Below are 17834 nucleotides of genomic sequence, written 5' to 3' on the forward strand. Positions count from 1 at the left end.
CCACGCAGACGGCGTGCTGAACAGAGTAACGACAGGTTTCAGTCCGGCATGGAGGCCTTGCGCGCCGGTGCCGGGGCGTCGTCGGCGACCGGGAAGCCCTCGGCCCGCACTTTGCCGTCGATCTCCGCGTCGAGCTGGCGTGCCGCCGCGAGATCGCGCCGGGCTGCGTCGGCCTTCCCCAGCCGTTGCAGGGCAAGCGCTCGGCCGTAATGCGAGAAGGCTCGGGCTTTCAGCTTGATGGCCGCGTCGAAGGCTTCGACCGCGCTACGGGCATCGTCCAGCCGCAGATAGGTCCAGCCCAGGCTGTCGCGGTAGGCCGACTCACCGCCATCCTTGTCCACGGCGGCCTTGCAGTCCTCCAGCGCAAGCTTCAAGTCGCGGTTGAGGCCGGCGCGCAGCCAGCAGCGACTGTTGAGCACGTTGGCCAGGCGGGCGTCGGCGCGATGGGTGGGCACCCAGAGATCCCACTGGCGCAGCGCCTCGGGCACGAGGCCCAGCCCGACATAAATGCTGGCCATCAGCTCGCGCAGGTGGGCGGACGGCGGCAGCCCTGTGTCCAGGACCGTCAGGTCGGCCAGTGCGCCGTCGCGGTCGCCCGTGCCGGCGCGCATGGATGCGCGCACGGCCAGGGCTTCGTGCAGGCCAGGATGCAGGCTGAGGGCCCGGTCGAGGTCCGACCGCGCCTTGTCGAAGTCACGCATCGCCAGATGCACCCGCGCCCGGGCCAGAAAATTGGCCTCCGCCTTGGGCGCCAGCTCGCAGGCGCGGTCCAGGTCGGCCAGGGCCTTGGTGAACTCGCCACGGGCCGCTGCGGCCTCGCCGCGCCGGGCCAGGGCTGCGGCATCGTCGGGGGAGATGTCGGCCGGCACGGCCGCGTAGCGGCGGTCGTAATGGCCGTCCGTCGCGCCGTGCGCGAACACCGGCCCGCCATTCCAGGTGGCGTAGACCTTGCCCTGCAGGCGCGACACGTAGATGCGATGGGACAGGAAATAGTCCAGGCCGACGAGCATGTCCTCGCGGAGGTGGTCGGTCTCGTCGACCTGCAGGAAGTTGTTGACGATCTTCTCGCCACCCAGCTCGAAGGCCGCGAGCTGGGCCGTCCAGGAGCGCACCCGGCCTTCTCCGGCGCCGCCGGTCCGACCGGCTTCCTTCAGGTCGCTTTCCTTGACACCGGCGCGTTTCGCCGAGCTCAGCTTGAGGGCGGTGCCCGGCGCGCCCGTGTCCATGATGGCGCGCATCTTCACGCCGTTGATCCTGACGGCCACGCGGATGTCGTTGTTGTTCTCGCGGTAGTTGTTCTGCAACGCCGTCTCGATGACGGGCGCCTCGCCGGCCCAGTAGGCGAAGTTCACCTTGTCGCAGTCACCCTTGGGGAACATCAGGCGCACGACGCCGTGGGCCAGGTCGTACTCGGTGTCGGCGATGGACAGGAAGTTGCGGCCCAGGACGCCCATGATGCCGGAGCCCAGTTCGTTGCCGCCGACGATGAACTCGATGTTGCGCAGCTCGTTACCGCGCAAGCCGACCTTTTCCACCTTCGTCATCTGGGCTTCTATGCTGCCCGTGTAGCCTTCGATGCGGAAGCCGAACGGCAGGCTTTTCAGGCGCAAACCGAGCTGCGTCGCGGTCGACACCGGCAGCATGCTGAAGAAGGCGCCGCTGTCGATCAGCATCGGCACCTCGGTGCCGTTCAGCATCAGCGTGCCGACGGGCCGCTGATTGACGATGCGAACCGGAATCTCCAACTCGCTCAGCTGGCAGCCGGCCGCAGCCGCCGGCCCACTCAACAACAGCGCCAGCCATGCGGCGCCCCAGCGCCCGCACCCTTGGCTGCGGCACCCACGATCTGCACTCATCTTCTGTCTCCCTGACAACTGCTCCTGCGGCAGCGGCGGCACTCTAACCAAGCGCGCACCGTCTTGAGCGCTTATCCGCCCCATCCGCGTGCCTGGGTAAACCAGAAGACCCAGACTGAACCGCGTAAGTTATCTTTATTGAACCGCTGTTTCATTTTCAAATCGTGAACCTCTCCCCTTCGGCCGCAACGCGGCCGGTGTCGATTGCCGCTCTGGGCGAATGCATGCTGGAACTGCAGGGCCAGGCCTTCGGCGATCTGCGCCAGACCTTTGGCGGCGACACGCTGAACACCGCCGTCTACCTGGCCCGCTGCGGCGGCCCCGACCTGCGCGTGCATTACGCGACGGCCCTGGGTGACGACAGCCTCAGCAGCGGCATGCTGGAGCGCTGGCAGGCCGAAGGCTTGCTGACTGGCCTGGTGCAGCGCCTGCCCGGGCGGGTGCCGGGGCTCTATCTGATCGAGCTGGATGAAGGCGGCGAGCGGCGCTTCCACTACTGGCGCGGCCAGGCGGCGGCGCGGGCCTATTTCGACGCCGCCACGACGGCGCTGGAAGAGCAGGCCGAGGCGCTGGACGCGCTGTATCTCTCCGGCATCAGCCTCGCCATCCTGCCTCAGGCCGGCCGCGAGCGGGTGCTGGCGCTGATGGCACGCATGCGCGCCAACGGCAAGGTCGTGGCCTTCGACAACAACTTCCGCCCACGGCTCTGGGACTCGCTGGCCGACGCGCGCTACTGGTATGGCCGCGCCTTCGCGTCGGCCTCCATCGCCCTCATCACCGCCGACGATCACCAGGCCCTGCACGCCCTGCCCGACCTGGCCGCCGCGGTGGCGGCCGCCCAGGCCCTGCCGGTGGACGAGATCGCCATCAAGCGCGGTGCGCTGCCGGCCATCGTCGGCGGCCAGGGGAGCCACGGCGCCTGGCAGGAGGTGGCCACCGAGACGGTGCCCCGCGTTGTCGACACCACCGCCGCGGGCGACTCCTTTGCGGCCGGCTACCTGAGCCGCCGCCTGCGTGGCGCCGCACCGGCCGAGGCTGCGGCCTTCGGCAACCGGCTGGCGGCGCGAGTCATCCAGCATCCCGGCGCGCTGATCCCGCGTGACGCGATGCAAGACCTCCTCTAAGGACCTCGATGCGAGTTCTCTGCACCCTGGCGCTGGCCGCCACCGCTGGGCTGTGCCATGCCCAGGCCACCCTCCAGAACACGGCCCCCTTGCACCCCGCCACTTATGTGCACGCCGGCTGGGCGCAGACGACGGGCGGCCAGGGCGGCAAGATCCTGCGCGTGACGACGCTGGCCGGCGACGGCCCCGGCAGCCTGAAGGAGGCGCTGGAGATGCCCGGCGCACGCACCATCGTCTTCGAGGTCGGCGGCGTCATCGACATGGGTGGCAAGAGCTGGAAGCTGCGCGAAGGCAAGGTCACGATCGCCGGCCAGACCGCGCCCGACCCCGGCATCACCCTCGTCAAGGGCGAGCTGGAGGTGCTCGCCAAGGACGTGATCCTGCAGCACATCAGTATCCGCCCCGGCGCCTATGGGCGCGGCAAGCGCAGCGGCAACGACCATGACGGCCTGTCCACGACCAACGGCGCGGCGCGCGTCATCGTCGACCACTGCAGCTTCTCCTGGGCGACGGACGAAAACATCTCCGCCGGCGGCCGGCGCTTCGACGGCAAGACGCCCGACGACTGGCGCGCCAGCACCTCGCACGCCCTCACCTACAGCCACAACCTCATCTACGAGGGCCTGAGCGAGTCGGTGCACATCAAGGGCGACCACAGCAAGGGCAGCCTCATCCACGACAACGTCACGCAGATGCTGCTGCTGGGCAATGTCTACGCCTCCAACCGCGAGCGCAATGCGCTGTTCAAGGGCGGCGCCTGGGGCGCGATGGTCAACAACCTGATCTACAACCCAGGCGCACGGGCGGTTCACTACAACCTCATCGCCCACGAGTGGGTGGGTCAGCCCTACCAGACCGGCAAGATCACGCTGGCCGGCAACGTCTACCGCGCCGGCCCGGGCACGGTGCTGGGCCTGCCGCTGTTCACGCTCGGTGGCGTGGGCGATGTGCAGCTCTTCGAGCAGGACAACCTCGCTCTCGACCGCAACGGCCTGACGCTGCCCATCACCGGCCGCTACACGTCCAGCCCGGCGCAGATCGTGCCGGTGCGCGAGGCCTACCTGCCGCCCGGCCTGAGCTGGGTGGCACCGCGCGAGCTGGAGAGGCTGCTGCCCCTGTACGTCGGCTCGCGGCCCTGGGCGCGCGACCCGCTGGACTTCAAGCAGCTGTCCGACATCGCCGAGGACCGCGGCACCCTCATCGATGACGAGACCCAGAACAACCCCGACGGCCTGCCCAGGCGCAAGGCGACGCAGCGGGCGTTCGTCGAGGCCGACTGGAACCTCGCCGACATGAGCCCCAAGGCCGGTTGGCAATCGCTGTTCACGCAGGTTTCCAGGTGACCGGCGGACTCGATCGGCGCGGGCTGCTCGCGCTGCTTGCGGCACCACCGGCCTGGAGCGCTGCCGATTGCAGCGACGCCCCCGGCCTGCCCTATCTGCCGCCGTGCAAGCCCTGGCCGAAGGGCATCGAGGGCCAGCGCAAGGCGGACCAGGGCGACGGGCGCTTCCTGAACCCCGTACTCGCCGGCGACCGCCCCGACCCCACGGTGCTGAAGGACGGTGACGACTACTACCTGACGCACTCCAGCTTCGAGGCCGTGCCCGGGCTGCTGATCTGGCACTCGCGCGACCTCGTCAACTGGCAGCCCATCGCCAACGCGCTGACCGAGGCGGTCGGCAGCGTCTGGGCGCCGGACCTGTGCAAGCACGGCAGCCGCTACTACCTGTATCTGCCGGTCAAGGCGCAGCCCAACGACATCCTTGTCAGCTGGGCGGACCGCATTGAGGGCCCGTGGTCCAAGCCGCAGGCAATGGGCTTGTCCAAACACATCGACCCGACGCATGTCGCGGGTGAGGACGGCCAGCGCTGGCTCTACCTCAGCGGCGGCGACCGCGTGCGCCTCAGCGCCGACGGGCTGAAGACCGTCGGGGCCATCGAACACATCTACGACCCCTGGCGCTACCCGGACGACTGGGACGTCGAGAGCTTCTCGCCCGAGGGCCCCAAGATGCTGCGCCACGGCGGCTGGTGGCACATGCTGCTGGCCGTGGGCGGCACGGCCGGGCCGCCGACGGGGCACATGGTCATCGCCGCACGCAGCCGCACGCTGGACGGGCCCTGGGAGCAGGCACCGCACAACCCGCTGATGCGCACGAAGTCGTCGCGCGAGCGTTGGTGGTCGCGCGGCCATGGCAGCCTTGTGCAGGGGCCGCGCGGCGACTGGTGGATGCTGTACCACGGCTACGAGAACAGCTTTCACACGCTGGGCCGGCAGATGCTGCTGGCGCCCGCGCGCTTCAGCGCCGATGGCTGGTTCCATGTCGACGTGGACGACGGCGTGCCCCTGCCCATGCCGGCAGGCGGCAAGGCCTTGCCGCATGGTCTGCCGCTGTCCGACGACTTCGCCGGCAAGGTACCGAAGCCTCACTGGCAGTTCCTCAGCGGCAGCGGCCAGGCACCCCGCGCCCGCGTGGCTGGCGGCAAGCTGCACCTGCGCGCCGCTGGCGCCAAAGGCCCGGGCGACAGCCCGCCGCTGGGGTTCATCCAGGGCGATCCGGCATTCGAGCTGGAGTTCGATCTCGACGTCGACGAGGGCGTCCAGGCCGGTGTCGTCATGTTCTACAGCGCGCGCCTTTACGCCGGCATGGGCGCCAACGCGAAGAACTTCCAGCTGCACCGCTACGGTCTGGACATCCGCGCCGTGCCCAAGCCCATCGGCATCGAAAGGCGCATGCAGTTGAAGCTGCGCTGCGCCCGCCATGTGCTGACCCTCTTCAGCCGCGCCGACGCCAGCCAGCCGTGGACGAAGTTCCCCGTGCAGATGGACGTCAGCGGCTACCACCACAACACCGCGGGCGGCTTCGCCAGCCTGCGGCCGGCGATCTATGCCGCCGGCAACGGCGAGGCGCGGTTCTCGAACCTGCGCTATCGCGCCATCGACTAAGGAGACAAACCAATGAAGAAGACCCTCACCCTGCTCGCCGCCGCACTGCTCAGCAACAGCGCCTTCGCCCTCGAACTGAAATCCGCCGACGTCCACAACAGCGACGACTACCCCACCGTCGCTGCCGTCAGGCAGCTCGGCCAGACACTGGCCAAGAGCAGCGGCGGCACGCTGACCGTCAAGGTCTTCAACAAGGGCGCGCTGGGCAGCGAGAAGGAGACCATCGACCAGGTCAAGCTCGGCGCGCTGGCGATGACGCGCGTCAACCTTGCGCCGCTGGCGGCCATGTGCCCGAAGACGCTGGTGCCGTCCCTGCCCTTCCTGTTCCGCGACACGGCGCACATGCGCAAGGCCTATGACGGCGCGCCTGGCGAGGAGATCCTCAAGGCCTGTGAGCACCAGGGCATGGTGGGCCTGGCGCTGTACGACTCCGGCTCGCGTTCCATCTACGCGCGCAAGCCCGTCAAGAGCCTGGCCGACACCAAGGGCCTGAAGATCCGCGTGCAGCAGAGCGACCTGTCGGTCGCCGCGATGACGGCGCTGGGCGCGAACCCGTCGCCGATGCCGCCGGGCGAGGTCTACACCGGCCTGAAGACCGGCCTCATCGACGCGGCCGAGAACAACATCCCCAGCTACGAAGGCTTCCGCCACTTTGAGGCCGCCAAGTTCTACAGCCGCACCGAACATGCGATGACGCCCGACGCCCTCTTCATCAGCAAGAAGGTGTGGGACAAGCTCAAGCCCGAGCAGCAGGCCCAGCTCCGTGAAGCCGCGAAGGCGTCGGTCGCCGTGCAGCGCCAGCTGTGGGATGCGCAGGAGGCCAAGGCGCTGGCCGCCGTCAAGGCCGCCGGCACCGAGATCGTCGTCGTCGACCGCGAGCCCTTCCGCGTGGCCATGCAGCCGGTGATGGCGAAGTTCGTCAACACGCCGGATCTTCAGAAGTTGGTCAAGGCTATCCAAGACATCAAATGAGCGGGTATACGAAGCTCTGCGCGGCGCTGTCGCGCTGGTCGCTGCGCCTGGCCGTGCTGGGCCTCGTCGTGCTGATCGTCTGCGTGCAGTGGCAGGTGATCGGCCGCTACCTGCTCAACGACTCGCCGACCTGGACCGAGCCGGTCGCGCTCATGCTGGTGCTCTACATCACCGCGCTGGCCGTGGCAGTGGGCGTGCGCGACGCAGGCCACCTCGGCATGGAGTCCATCGTCGTGCTGCTGCCCAAGGCCGCGCAACGCGTCGCGGAGGCGGCCATCCATGTCTGCGTGCTGGTATTCGCCATCCTGATGGCCATCGCGGGTTGGGAATGGCTGACGCTGAAGTGGGCTGAACCCAAGCCCATGCTGGGTGTGTCCGAGGGGCTGGACTATCTGCCGCTCGTGATTGCCGGCGTGCTCATCGTGTTGTTCTGCATCGAGCATCTGATCGCGCTTGCCCGCGGCCAGGCTGTCGAAGAAGCCGGGGTCTAAGAATGAACCAACCCCCACGCTTGCTTCGCGCGCTGCCCCCCGAGGGGGCGCGTCATCACCTTCGGACGGCCGGGCGGTACTGACATGGAAGGTTACGAACTTTGGGTCATGTGCGGCAGCTTCGTGCTGCTGCTGTTGTTGGGCGTGCCGGTGGCGTTTGCCATCGGCCTCTCGTCCATCGCCACGGCGTTCGCGGCCGATCTGCCGATGGCCATCGTCTTTCAGAAGATGGTGGGCGGCATGCAGATCTTCTCCTTCCTCGCGATCCCGTTCTTCATCTTCGCGGGCGAGCTGATGCTGCACGGCGGCATCGCCGAGCGCATCGTCAACTTCGCCAACCGGCTGGTAGGCCACGTGCGCGGCGGCCTGGGCATGAGCAATGTGCTGGGCTGCACGCTGTTCGGCGGCGTGGCCGGCTCGCCGCTGGCCGACGTGTCGGCAATGGGCTCGGTGATGATCCCGCTGATGAAGCGCGAGGGCTACGACGCCGACTACGCGGTCAACGTGACGACGCATGCGGCGCTGGTCGGCGCGCTGATGCCGACCTCGCACAACCTCATCATCTACGTGCTCGCCACGGCCGGCATCGCGGCGGTCAGCGTCTTCAACCTGATCCTCGCCTGCCTGATCCCGGCCGTGCTGCTGACCGTGTCCAACCTCGTCGCGGCCTATGCCGTCGCCCGCAAGCGCGGCTACCCGACGCACGGCGCCTTTCCCGGCTGGGTGGCGGTGTTCTCGGCCTTCCTGGCGGCGCTGCCGGGGCTGATGGTGATCGTCATCATCCTGGGCGGCATCCTGAGCGGCGTGTTCACGGCCACCGAGTCGGCGGCCACCGCCGTCTGCTGGGCGCTGCTGGTCACCGGCGTCGTCTACCGGTCGCTCTCCTGGAAGGGTTTCCTGGCCGCCTGCGCCAAGGCCTGCAAGACGACGGGCGTGGTGCTGCTGCTGATCGGCATCTCGTCGGCCTTCGGCTACTTCATGGCGCTGTACGAGGTGCCGCAGAAGACCGGCGAATGGCTGGAGCAGATGAGCGGCAACAACCCGTGGCTGATCTTCCTGTGGGTCAACGTGCTGCTGTTCGTGCTGGGCACCTTCCTGGACATGGCGGCCACCATCCTGATCTGCACGCCGATCTTCCTGCCCATCTGCATGAAGGCCGGCATGGACCCGACGCAGTTCGGCGTCGTCATGCTGCTGAACTGCGCGCTGGGTCTGAACACGCCGCCGGTGGGCAGCGTGCAGTTCGTCGGCTGCGCGATCGGCGGCGTGTCGGTGGGCCAGGTCATGCGCTCCATCGCGCCGTTCTATGGGGCACTGCTCGTCACGCTGCTGGCGGCGACCTACATCCCGATGCTGTCGCTGGCGCTGCCCAAGCTGGTTGGCGGCTGAGCCATGAATGCGCGCCGCCGGCAGTTGCTCGCGGGCCTCGCGACCTGGCCGCTGCTGGCGGGTGCCGATGCGCTGGACGACACGCTGGCCAGCGTCCAGAAGCGCTGGCGCGCTCGCCTCGCCTGGCGTGCCGATGCCGGCTGGCGTGCCGAAGCGCTGGCCGCGGCCCGCAGGCTCATCCTGCTGCCCGGCGACGATGGCAGCGCCTTCGCCACCGAGGTGCTCACGGAGCAGGACCGCGGCGGCCATCTCGCCCAACAACTCACGCTGCGCGGCTGCCTCGGCGACCGCGTGCCCGCCCTCTTCTTGCGACCCAAGAGCCCCGGCCCGCATCCGGCGGTGCTGGTGCTGCATGACCACGGCGCGCGCTTCGACATCGGCAAGGAAAAGCTGATCCGCCCACTGGCCGTGAACCCGGCCGCCGAAGGCTGGGCACAGCGCTATTTTGAAAACACCTTCGTCGGTGACACGCTCGTGAACGCGGGCTTCGCGGTGCTGGCCATCGACGCCCTCGGCTGGGGCGAACGCGGCCGGCCCGGATTCGCCAAGGACGACCAGCAGGCACTCGCCAACCACCTGATGCAGCTCGGCCACAGCTGGGCCGGCGTCATCGCCAGCGACGACCTGCGCTCCCACCGCTGGCTGCGCGAGCATCCCGGCATCAACGCGAAGCGCGTGGCGGTGCTCGGCTTCTCGATGGGCGCCTTCCGTGCGTGGCAGCTCGCCGCCGTCTGCCCCGACGTGTCCGCCTGCGTCGCCGCGCACTGGATGTGCACGCGAGACGGGCTCTTGCGGGCCGGCGAGCACACGTTGCAAGGGCAGTCGGCCTTCAGCATGGGCCACCCCGGGCTGGCGGCCGAGCTGGACCACCCGGATGTCGCCGCGCTGATCGCGCCGCGGCCGTTGATGCTGTTCGGGTCGGCGGAAGACAAGTTGTTTCCGTGGGATGCGGCGCAGGCAAGCTGGCAGCGGCTGGCGCGGGCCTGGCGCGGTGACAACGCATTCACCACGCTGGCGACAGCGGGCGGCCACCGCTTTGACCAGGCGCAGCAAATGGCCGCTGTGAACTGGCTCAGGCGGCAAGCCGGCTGAACGCGCGCTGCTTTGGCATAGTCGGCGGCCGGTGCTCCGTCGCCGTTCGCACGACCACTCCAAATTTCCAATGCTCCTCACCGGCTCCCTCCGCGCCTGGCGCGACGACCATGGTTTCAGCTTCTAGATGCGCATCCTCGCCATCTCCGGCAGCCTGCGCGCCGCCTCCCTGAATTCGGCGCTGCTAAGAACCTTCCAGCGCCTGGCACCGGCTGGCATCGAGATCCAGCTCTGCAACTTCGTCGGCGACCTGCCGCTGTTCAATCCCGACCTGGAAGCCGACCTGCCCATGAGCGTGCTGGCGCTGCAGATGCAGGTCGCGGGCGCCGACGCGCTGCTGATCGCCAGCCCGGAGTACGCCCACGGCGTGACCGGCGCCATCAAGAACCTGCTGGACTGGCTGGTCAGCTTCGAGCCCTTCGTGAACAAGCCGGTGGCCGTGCTCAATGCCTCGCCGCGAGCCCATCACGCCGACGCGGCACTGCGCGAAACGCTGCGCACCATGTCAGCCGTCATCGTCGAGCCGGCGTCGCTCAGCATTGAGCTGCTGGGTGCCAAGCTCGACGAGACGGCGATGGCCGAAACGCCGGCCCTGGTGCAGGCCATCCACACGTCGCTGGCCGCGCTGCGGGCCGCCGTTATCCAGGCGCAGGCGGACGGCGCGGCGACGTTTGCGCTGGCCGGTGCGCCCGGCCAACAAGGTTGAGGATGAATCGCCCCGCGAGCGGGCGAGGCGGGGCGGGCGCCAATGGCGTTCCGGCCGGTGCCGCGTCACACTGCCTCAAACCGACTGCCAGCGACTCCCCATGAACGAACTTCTCGCCGCTTACCGCTACACCTCCAACAACTGGGTGCAGATCGAGGCCAGCCAGCAGTGCGGCTGCTGCAACTGCGTCGAGATGTTCAAGCCCCACGAGATCGTCGGCTGGACGGGGCTGACGATGGACAACATGAACGACAGTGCGGCCGTCGCGCAGCAGACGGCCATGTGCCCGCGCTGCGGCTCCGAGGCCGTGCTGGGTGACGGCTGCGGCTTTGCCATCAACGCCAACTTCCTGGCGCGCATGAACGAGGCCTGGTTCCAGCGCACGCTGATCCGGCCCAAGGCCCCCAAGGCATGACGGTGGCGTTGCTGGCGGGCGGCTGCCTGTGCGGCGCCGTCCGCTACCGCTCGACAGGCCCTGCGCTGTTCTCGGTCGTCTGCCACTGCCGCGACTGCCAGCGGGCCTCTGGCACGGGCGGCGTGCCCATCCTCGGCGTGCCCAAGCCTTCCTTCAGCTGCACCGGACCGGTGAAGCAGTCGCGCGTCACCGGCGGCAGCGGTCGGCAGGCGGTGCGCAACTTCTGCCGCGACTGCGGCAGCCTGCTCTTCGGTACGCCGGAGTCGGCGCCCGAGATGGTCACCCTCTACGCGGGCAGTCTCGATGACCCAGCCGCGTTCTCGCCGACCGCCGCATTGTTCGCAGGCCAGCGCCCGCCGTGGGCCAAGTTGGCAGCGCCGCTGACTGAGCACGTGGCGTTGCCTGAGCATTGACGCGCGTGGCAGAGACAACGACGTGGCTGACTCAGAGAGGGCAGCTTTGGTGAAGCGCCTGGGCATAGCCGCCCTTTCATTGATGGCGCTGACCACGACGGCCCAGGCCGCCGACAGCCAATGCTTTGGCACCACCAGCCAGGGCCGCATCGACGCCAGCGTCGCGCTGCCCGCCAGCGGCTCCAACTTCTCGCCCTACAGCGGCCTCGGCGTATCGCTGGGCCGCACGCATGTGCATGCCAAGGTGGCTGAGATCGTCACTGCGGCCTATGCCGAGCTGGCCAAGCAGATGCCCGACGTGCGCTACGTCTACGGCGAGACGGGCTGGCCGACAGGCGGGCGCTTCCGCCCGCATCGCTCGCACCAGAACGGCCTGTCGGTCGACTTCTTCGTGCCGGTGCGCGATGCGAGCGGCAAGTCCGTGCCCCTGCCCACGCCAGTGGGTGAGCGATTCGGCTACGACATCGAGTTCGACGACAGCGGCCGCTGGGGTGAGTACCGCATCGACTTTGCGGCAATGGCCGAGCATCTCTACCAGCTGCACCGCATGGCGGCCGAACGTGGCACCGACCTGGCGCTGGTCATCGTCGACAAGCCCTTCCTGCCCAAGCTGTTGGCCACGCCGCGTGGCGACTACCTGCGGCGGCATCTGAACTCCATGAAGGGCAAGCCCTGGGTGCGGCATGACGAGCATTACCACGTCGATTTCGGCTTGCCATGCAAGGCTTTGAATTGAATGCCATGAGCCAATCGTCCGTCGCCACGCGCGCACTGAAGGCCGTTGTCCACGTGATCGCCGGTGTTGGCGCGTTGGCCGCAGCGCTCACCTTGGCTTTTCTGATCACCGTCCTGTTCGGCCGCGTTACCAGCGTCTACGCACTGACCGCTCTGGTGTGGGTCATCACCTGCCTTGCCACGTTGACCGGATCAGCCCTGGTGATGAAGCGCCTGGTATGGCCCTGGCGAGCCGCCCTCGGCGTTCTGTTGCTCGCAGTCAGTTTCGTGCTGCTGCCGCACCACAATTGCGTGGAAGAGACGTCAGCGCGAACAGGCTGCTGACCCGCCCCTTGTGCGCGAGATCTTCAACTGTGCTGGCCCCGATGGGCGGCGCCACCGGGTGCCTCAGGGTGCCAGCGTCTTCGCGCCCACCAGCTCCGGCTTGATCTTCAGCAAACCTTCCAGCACCTGTTCCGAGAACAGCGCCGCGCCCTTGGGGCCCAGGTGGGTACGGTCGAAGCGCGGCGGCGCCTCGGCCAGCGTGTCCGCGGCCGGCTGGCCCATGGCAGCCACGGCGGCGTGGCTGATGGCGTTCAGGTCCAGCACCGGAACGCCCTGCTCCGCGCCCACCTTGAGGATGGACTCGGCCCAGGGGCGCAGGTCGTTCGGCAGTTCACCGCCCTTGAAGGTGCGGCGGGTCAGCGGCGTGACGAGCACAACCTCAGCGCCAACGGCTTTCACTTCCCTCACGTAGCCGGCCATGTTGGGGCTGAACTCGGTGGCGAAGTCGGTCGAGCGGCCGGGCTTGCCGGGCTGGTCGTTGTGGCCGAACTGGATCAGCACCAGCGTCTTTTGCTTCTGGCCGGTCTCGCCACGCTCGTTGAGCAGCGTCAGCACCGTGTCCCACAGGCCTTCGGCACGGAAGCTCCTGCTGGAGCGACCACCACGCGCGAGGTTGATGCAGGCGACCTGTTGGACGCGCGCGCACAGCGCGTTGCCGTAGCCACTGCGCGGCGCCATCGTCGAGTCGCCGACGAGGATCAGGCGCGGGCCGGTGGCGACGTTGGTGGTCGTCTCGCCGGCCTTGGGGGCAGAGGCGGCGGGTGCGGGCGTCTGGGCCACAGCCGTCAGGCACAGGCCGGCGGCGATCAGGGGCAGGAGTTGCTTCATCTTCATCTCAGTAGTGCATTCCGCGTTTCGGGCCGAGCGCCGGGCCGCTCCCAAGCCGGCCCGCGATGGCGATGTGCTCGCGGCTCAACGCCGCGAGCATCGCCGTCCCCCAGGGGGACCGACTAGGCACGGCCGCGTTCAGCGGCGCGAGATTGGGCGAGGGGCTCACAGCTTCGGCCAACCGGCCTTGGGGCTCATGTCGTCGAGGTTCCAGTCCTCCGTTTTGAACGCGCGGCGGGTCGGCGCATGGCGCGGATAGCCGAGCGCGTTCTCGACCTCGGAGTCGATCAGCTTGCCCTTGCCCTGAGCCATGTCGGCCAGCAGCTTCGCGTCCAGCGGGTCACGCGCCCACGGGCGGGCGCCGACCAGCGGCGGCAGCTCCTGCGCGAGTGCCGCGGCGGGGCGTAGCGCCGGCAGGTTGGGCGGCAGCGTCGGCTGCTGCACGGCGATGACCTTGCCGGTCGTCTGCGCATTGCTGCCCATCAGGCCGACCGGCTTGCCCTGCGCGTCGTGGGCGATGTTGTCGGCCAGGAAGAGCTCCAGGTCGCCCTGGCCCAGCATGGTGAAGAAGGGCGTGCCCACCACCGTGCTCGGACCATGGCGCAGCGCGTTGCCGACCAGCGTCAGGCGGCCGATCTGCCAGGGCTGGCCCGTCCACTCGTTGGCGAGCAGGTTGTAGTGCACCGCGCGGTCGCCCGGGTTGAAGATGTAGTTGTTGACCATCGCCCCCTGAGCGCCGCCCTTGAAGAGGGCGTTGCGCTGGCGGTTGGACACGTAGACGTTGCCGTAAATCAAGACGCCGCTGGTGTTGTCGTGGATCAGCGAGCCCTTGCTGTGCTCGCCCTTCTCGTGCACCGAATTGCCCAGCCCCTCGTAGATGAGGTTGTGGCTGTAGGTCATGCGGTGGGACGTCGCCTGGCGCCAGTCTTCAGGCGTCTTGCCCTCGAAGCGCGGGCCGCTGGCCGACAGGTTCTCGTCGGTCGCCCAGGAGAAGCTGCAGTGGTCGACGATGACGTCGTGGGCGCCGCCGATGCCGGAGATGCCGTCCTGGTCGCCGCCGCCCTTCTTGGGCCGGCCGAACTCGCCCGGCCGGAAACTCAGGTGCTGGATAACGACGTCATGCGTGGAGATCGTCGTCTCGGCCTTGAGGATGTGAATGCCCGGGTCGGGCGCGGTCTGGCCGGCCAGCGTCAGGAAAGGCTGCGTGATCTTGAGCGGCTGGCCGCCCATGTCAATGACGCCGCCCACCTCGAAGACGACGATGCGCGGGCCGCTGGCCTCGATGGCTTCCTTCAGGCTGCCGGGGCCCGAGGCGGCCAGCGTCGTGACCTTGATGATGCGGCCGCCACGGCCGCCCTGGGTGGCCGTCCAGCCACGGGTGACGATGCCGGCAGAGGCCGACGGTGCACCAGCCGGCACGGAGTCGGCAGCTCCGGCATGGAAGGGCAGCATGCCGGCCAGGGCCAGCGCGGACAGGGCAAGGGTCTTGAGGGTCATGGTTCGAAGTGCTTGAAATGCGACGGGTGCGCAAGGGCCGGTCAGCCGCTTGCGCACCGTGGACTCCGGCTGCTCAGAAGAAGTTGTATTCGAAGCTGAAGCGATAGCTGCGGCCCAACACGTCGGCACCGCTGGTGAGGTAGCCGTTGTAGTTGCTGTTGGCCGTCAGCACCGGGTACACGTTGGTCAGGTTGTTGATGCCCACCATCATCTTCAGGTCCTTGGTGAAACCATAGGCGACGCTCAGGTTGTACTGCTTGTAGGGCTTCACGTCGGTGTAGCTGGAGCCGGCGCGCGGGGTCAGATCGGTCAGGCCGCTGCTATAGCGCTGCGACAGCTGCGTCGACAGCCTGCCCAGGCGCCAGTTCACCGAGGCGGTGTGCTTCCAGCGGTAGACGATCTGCTGCGTGGTGGCCAGGCCGATGTTGGGGCCTGTGTAGCGTGCATCGTTGGTCAGGATGCCGACGTCATCCAGCATCTCGCCGCCCTTCTCGATGGAGAACGAGTACTTGTCGTAATAGGTGCCGTCGAGCTTGAAGTTGAAGATGCCGTAGTCAGCGGTCTTCAGCTGGTACGTGGCCGCGATGTCCAGGCCGCGCATGTCCATGTCGCCGCGGTTGGCCTGGCTGGTCAGGATGTGGTCGATCGTGCCGTCGGCCTTGCGCAGGATGTTGGCCGCGTACTTGGCGGGCTGCTGCTGCACCTCGGCGAGCGTCAGCGCACCCAGCACGTTGTTCAGCTTGATGCCCCAGTAGTCCACCGTGACCAGCAGACCGCGCACCGGCTCGAAGGCGCCGCCCACGGCCCAGCCCTTGGACTCCTCGGGCTTGAGGAAGCTGTTGTCGGGCGACTTGGTCCAGTAGTCGGTCGTCACGTTGCAGACCTGCTGCGCCGTGAAGCCCGCGACCGGGGTGCCAGTGTTGGTGGTGAGCGGGGTCGCGCTGGGGCACAGCACCGGGTCGTCCATCGCGACTTGGCGCACTTCCGGCGTCGGGTTCTGGATGTCCATGATGGACGGCGCGCGGAAGCCCGTGTTCGCCGAGGCGCGCAGCATGATCTCCGCGGTCGGCTGGAAACGCACCGACAGCTTGGGGTTGACCGTCGTGGTCTTGAGGTCGCTGTAGGTGTCGGAGCGCACGGCGCCGTTGATGCTCCAGACCTTGGTCAGCGGTGCATCCAGCTCGATGACGGCAGAACGGATGTTGCGATGCAGCCCGGCGGCCACACCGGTCGGGTTCTCGCCGACGATGTCGTCCTTGTTGACGACACCGGCGCTGCTGATGTTGTAGCTGCCGTTGGGCAGCTTGGCGACGTGGTCGAGCGGTGCCGCGCTGACGCGGGCCGAGTCGCGGCGCAGTTCGCCGGAGATGGCCACGGTCAGCGGCCCGCCGCCCAGCTCCATCAGCTCGCGGGTCAGCGTCGCATCGACGGCCTTGTTGAAGGCCTCGTTCTTGCGGTAGACGTAGTCGCGCAGCTCGATGCTTTTCAGGTACTCCAGGCCCGCAGCGTCCTGCGCGCCGAAGGGGTTCAGGATGCCGTTGGTGAAGCCCTGCTGTGCCTTGCTGTACAGGATGTAGCCGCCGCCGGTCGCGGTGTTGCGCGTGGAGTGGCCGTAGTTCAGGCCGACGCGGTAGTCCCAATTGAAGACGCTGCCTTCGGCGCTGAGCACGACGCGGTCGCTGAGCTGCTGGTCGTTGCGGTAGGCCGAACCCAGCTCGCCTGGGCCCCACTGGAAGAAGACCGGTAGGTTGTTCAGGTTGATGGGCACCGGCGTGCCGGGCGTCTTGACGGCGTCGATGTACTGCGTGCGGCTGGTGAGGGCGTTGCCAGTCACGTTGACCAGCGGCGTGATGCCCTTGCCAGGATAGAACTTGCTCGTCGACGGGATGGTGTAGTACGTGAACGGCTCGTTGGAGCTGGGCAACTGCATGCCCCGGTACTTCTCGACCGTGAAGTCCGCGTGCACCACCTCCGCGCTGACGCGGTGGCCCTGGCCCAGGTTCATCGTGGCCTTGCCAAACAGGTTCTTGATCTGGCTGCCGTCCGTGACCGCGGTGTAGAAGTTCGGATCGCGATAGCAGCCGGGCGAATAGGTGGCCGGCGTGGCCACGCTGTTGGCACCCAGCGTGGGCAGCGAATAGGGGGCGACGCAGCCGGTTGCGAAGCTGGAATTGAAGTCGGTGTTGTTGGTGGCCGTGCGACCCCAGTTGGCCGCGGGGCTCTGGTTCTTGTTGCTCGGCGCGACCAGCAGGCCCAGCTGATTCAGCGCCGAGCCGTCGTACAGCTCCGGGCGGTCGCCCTGGAACAGCGCCGACTTGGTCTGGTAGTCGAATGCGCCATAGACATTCCAGCCGTCGGCGGCCAGGTCGCCGATGCCGCCGATGACCCCCAGCGAATGGGTGGCGCCGTGGCTTCCCCTCTCTGGCGAGTTCTGCTCGAACTTGATCTTGGCGCCCTTGAACGTGTTGTAGGTCAGGAAGTTCTGCACGCCGCCAATGGCGTCGGAGCCGTAGATGGACGAGGCGCCGTCACGCAGCGTCTCGGCGCGCTCCATCGCGATGCGTGGGATCACGTTGACGGAGATGTACTGGTCCTGCAGCGGCTCGTTGGCCATGCGGCGGCCGTTCAGCAGCGTCAGCGTGCGCATCGGTCCCAGGCCGCGCAGGTTCAGCACCGGGCCGGCCGCGCCGGCATTGGTACCCAGCGATTGGGACTGCGGCATCTCCAGCACCAGGTCCTTCAGCTCGGTGTGGCCGCGCGCTTCCAGCTCCTCCGCCTTGACCGTCGAGACCGGCAGCGCCGTCTCGCCGGCCAGGCGCTTGATGGAAGAGCCCGTCACCTGGATGCGCTCGATGACCGCCGTCGGCGTGGGCGTCTCGCTCTGGGCCTGGGCGCTGTTGACGAGGGTGAGCACGGCGGCAGCGCAGAGGCTGAGGCGGGCGCGAGAAGGCTTGCTGTGGACGGTCATCGTTGCTGTCTCCTTGGAACTTGATGGCTGGTTCTGTGGGTTGCGCCGGCCGGGTCTGTACGCGGCCGGGCGCTTGC

At 68.2% G+C, this 17834-nt stretch carries 16 protein-coding genes; 12 read left to right on the forward strand and 4 right to left on the reverse strand.

Going from position 1 to position 17834, the window contains the following annotated elements:
• Nucleotides 1-38: 38 nt before the first annotated feature.
• Nucleotides 39-1856, reverse strand: a complete 1818-nt coding sequence (locus tag AC0IZJ_RS05470; RefSeq protein ID WP_471847466.1) for an aspartyl protease family protein — start codon at nucleotides 1854-1856, stop codon at nucleotides 39-41.
• A 164-nt stretch (nucleotides 1857-2020) separates the two neighbouring features.
• On the opposite strand from AC0IZJ_RS05470, the gene AC0IZJ_RS05475 reads away from it, so the two are divergent.
• The 12 genes from AC0IZJ_RS05475 (at nucleotide 2021) to AC0IZJ_RS05530 (ending at nucleotide 12464) form a co-directional block, all read left to right on the forward strand.
• On the forward strand, nucleotides 2021-2980 hold the full coding sequence (locus AC0IZJ_RS05475; RefSeq protein ID WP_471847468.1) for a sugar kinase: 960 nt from the start codon (nucleotides 2021-2023) through the stop codon (nucleotides 2978-2980).
• A gap of 8 nt (nucleotides 2981-2988) precedes the next feature.
• A complete protein-coding gene (locus AC0IZJ_RS05480; protein WP_471847470.1) occupies nucleotides 2989-4323 on the forward strand; it encodes a pectate lyase family protein in 1335 nt (444 codons plus the stop codon).
• Entirely contained in the window at nucleotides 4320-5927 is a 1608-nt protein-coding gene (locus tag AC0IZJ_RS05485; protein WP_471847472.1) for a family 43 glycosylhydrolase, read from the forward strand. The genes AC0IZJ_RS05480 and AC0IZJ_RS05485 overlap by 4 nt, the downstream gene beginning before the upstream one ends.
• A gap of 12 nt (nucleotides 5928-5939) precedes the next feature.
• Nucleotides 5940-6899, forward strand: a complete 960-nt coding sequence (locus AC0IZJ_RS05490) for a TRAP transporter substrate-binding protein (RefSeq protein ID WP_471847474.1) — start codon at nucleotides 5940-5942, stop codon at nucleotides 6897-6899.
• On the forward strand, nucleotides 6896-7390 hold the full coding sequence (locus AC0IZJ_RS05495) for a TRAP transporter small permease (protein ID WP_471847476.1): 495 nt from the start codon (nucleotides 6896-6898) through the stop codon (nucleotides 7388-7390). The genes AC0IZJ_RS05490 and AC0IZJ_RS05495 overlap by 4 nt, the downstream gene beginning before the upstream one ends.
• Nucleotides 7391-7474: 84 nt before the next feature.
• Nucleotides 7475-8779: a TRAP transporter large permease gene (locus AC0IZJ_RS05500; protein WP_471847478.1), complete on the forward strand. Its 1305-nt coding sequence runs from the start codon at nucleotides 7475-7477 to the stop codon at nucleotides 8777-8779.
• 3 nt (nucleotides 8780-8782) lie between these two features.
• Nucleotides 8783-9871, forward strand: coding sequence for a dienelactone hydrolase family protein (locus tag AC0IZJ_RS05505; RefSeq protein ID WP_471847480.1), 1089 nt, complete (start codon nucleotides 8783-8785; stop codon nucleotides 9869-9871).
• A gap of 127 nt (nucleotides 9872-9998) precedes the next feature.
• Entirely contained in the window at nucleotides 9999-10577 is a 579-nt protein-coding gene (locus tag AC0IZJ_RS05510; RefSeq protein ID WP_471847482.1) for an NADPH-dependent FMN reductase, read from the forward strand.
• A 100-nt stretch (nucleotides 10578-10677) separates the two neighbouring features.
• The gene (locus AC0IZJ_RS05515) at nucleotides 10678-10992 is read left to right on the forward strand and encodes a hypothetical protein (protein WP_471847484.1); all 315 of its coding nucleotides are present in this window, start codon (nucleotides 10678-10680) and stop codon (nucleotides 10990-10992) included.
• Nucleotides 10989-11405, forward strand: coding sequence for a GFA family protein (locus tag AC0IZJ_RS05520; protein WP_471847486.1), 417 nt, complete (start codon nucleotides 10989-10991; stop codon nucleotides 11403-11405). The genes AC0IZJ_RS05515 and AC0IZJ_RS05520 overlap by 4 nt, the downstream gene beginning before the upstream one ends.
• Before the next feature lie 22 nt (nucleotides 11406-11427).
• A complete protein-coding gene (locus AC0IZJ_RS05525) occupies nucleotides 11428-12141 on the forward strand; it encodes a penicillin-insensitive murein endopeptidase (RefSeq protein WP_471847488.1) in 714 nt (237 codons plus the stop codon).
• A 5-nt stretch (nucleotides 12142-12146) separates the two neighbouring features.
• The gene (locus AC0IZJ_RS05530; RefSeq protein ID WP_471847490.1) at nucleotides 12147-12464 is read left to right on the forward strand and encodes a hypothetical protein; all 318 of its coding nucleotides are present in this window, start codon (nucleotides 12147-12149) and stop codon (nucleotides 12462-12464) included.
• A gap of 63 nt (nucleotides 12465-12527) precedes the next feature.
• Here the strand turns inward: AC0IZJ_RS05530 and AC0IZJ_RS05535 are convergent, their stop codons facing one another.
• The 3 genes from AC0IZJ_RS05535 to AC0IZJ_RS05545 all read right to left on the reverse strand — a co-directional run bounded on the left by AC0IZJ_RS05535 (nucleotide 12528) and on the right by AC0IZJ_RS05545 (nucleotide 17757).
• Nucleotides 12528-13292 carry a rhamnogalacturonan acetylesterase gene (locus AC0IZJ_RS05535; RefSeq protein WP_471847492.1) on the reverse strand — a complete coding sequence of 255 codons (765 nt, stop codon included), beginning with the start codon at nucleotides 13290-13292 and terminating at the stop codon, nucleotides 12528-12530.
• A 165-nt stretch (nucleotides 13293-13457) separates the two neighbouring features.
• Nucleotides 13458-14789: a pectate lyase family protein gene (locus tag AC0IZJ_RS05540; protein WP_471847494.1), complete on the reverse strand. Its 1332-nt coding sequence runs from the start codon at nucleotides 14787-14789 to the stop codon at nucleotides 13458-13460.
• A gap of 73 nt (nucleotides 14790-14862) precedes the next feature.
• Entirely contained in the window at nucleotides 14863-17757 is a 2895-nt protein-coding gene (locus tag AC0IZJ_RS05545; protein WP_471847496.1) for a TonB-dependent receptor domain-containing protein, read from the reverse strand.
• Nucleotides 17758-17834 lie beyond the last annotated feature (77 nt).

This window comes from Roseateles sp. AC306, assembly GCF_979253795.1.

Excerpts from the sequence above, each read along its gene's own strand:
- AC0IZJ_RS05470 (WP_471847466.1), bottom strand. The coding sequence starts at position 1,856 with ATGAGTGCAGATCGTGGGTGCCGCAGCCAAGGGTGCGGGCGCTGGGGC.
- AC0IZJ_RS05480 (WP_471847470.1), top strand. The coding sequence starts at position 2,989 with ATGCGAGTTCTCTGCACCCTGGCGCTGGCCGCCACCGCTGGGCTGTGC.
- AC0IZJ_RS05490 (WP_471847474.1), top strand. The coding sequence starts at position 5,940 with ATGAAGAAGACCCTCACCCTGCTCGCCGCCGCACTGCTCAGCAACAGC.
- AC0IZJ_RS05495 (WP_471847476.1), top strand. The coding sequence starts at position 6,896 with ATGAGCGGGTATACGAAGCTCTGCGCGGCGCTGTCGCGCTGGTCGCTG.
- AC0IZJ_RS05500 (WP_471847478.1), top strand. The coding sequence starts at position 7,475 with ATGGAAGGTTACGAACTTTGGGTCATGTGCGGCAGCTTCGTGCTGCTG.
- AC0IZJ_RS05505 (WP_471847480.1), top strand. The coding sequence starts at position 8,783 with ATGAATGCGCGCCGCCGGCAGTTGCTCGCGGGCCTCGCGACCTGGCCG.
- AC0IZJ_RS05510 (WP_471847482.1), top strand. The coding sequence starts at position 9,999 with ATGCGCATCCTCGCCATCTCCGGCAGCCTGCGCGCCGCCTCCCTGAAT.
- AC0IZJ_RS05515 (WP_471847484.1), top strand. The coding sequence starts at position 10,678 with ATGAACGAACTTCTCGCCGCTTACCGCTACACCTCCAACAACTGGGTG.
- AC0IZJ_RS05520 (WP_471847486.1), top strand. The coding sequence starts at position 10,989 with ATGACGGTGGCGTTGCTGGCGGGCGGCTGCCTGTGCGGCGCCGTCCGC.
- AC0IZJ_RS05530 (WP_471847490.1), top strand. The coding sequence starts at position 12,147 with ATGAGCCAATCGTCCGTCGCCACGCGCGCACTGAAGGCCGTTGTCCAC.
- AC0IZJ_RS05535 (WP_471847492.1), bottom strand. The coding sequence starts at position 13,292 with ATGAAGCAACTCCTGCCCCTGATCGCCGCCGGCCTGTGCCTGACGGCT.
- AC0IZJ_RS05540 (WP_471847494.1), bottom strand. The coding sequence starts at position 14,789 with ATGACCCTCAAGACCCTTGCCCTGTCCGCGCTGGCCCTGGCCGGCATG.
- AC0IZJ_RS05545 (WP_471847496.1), bottom strand. The coding sequence starts at position 17,757 with ATGACCGTCCACAGCAAGCCTTCTCGCGCCCGCCTCAGCCTCTGCGCT.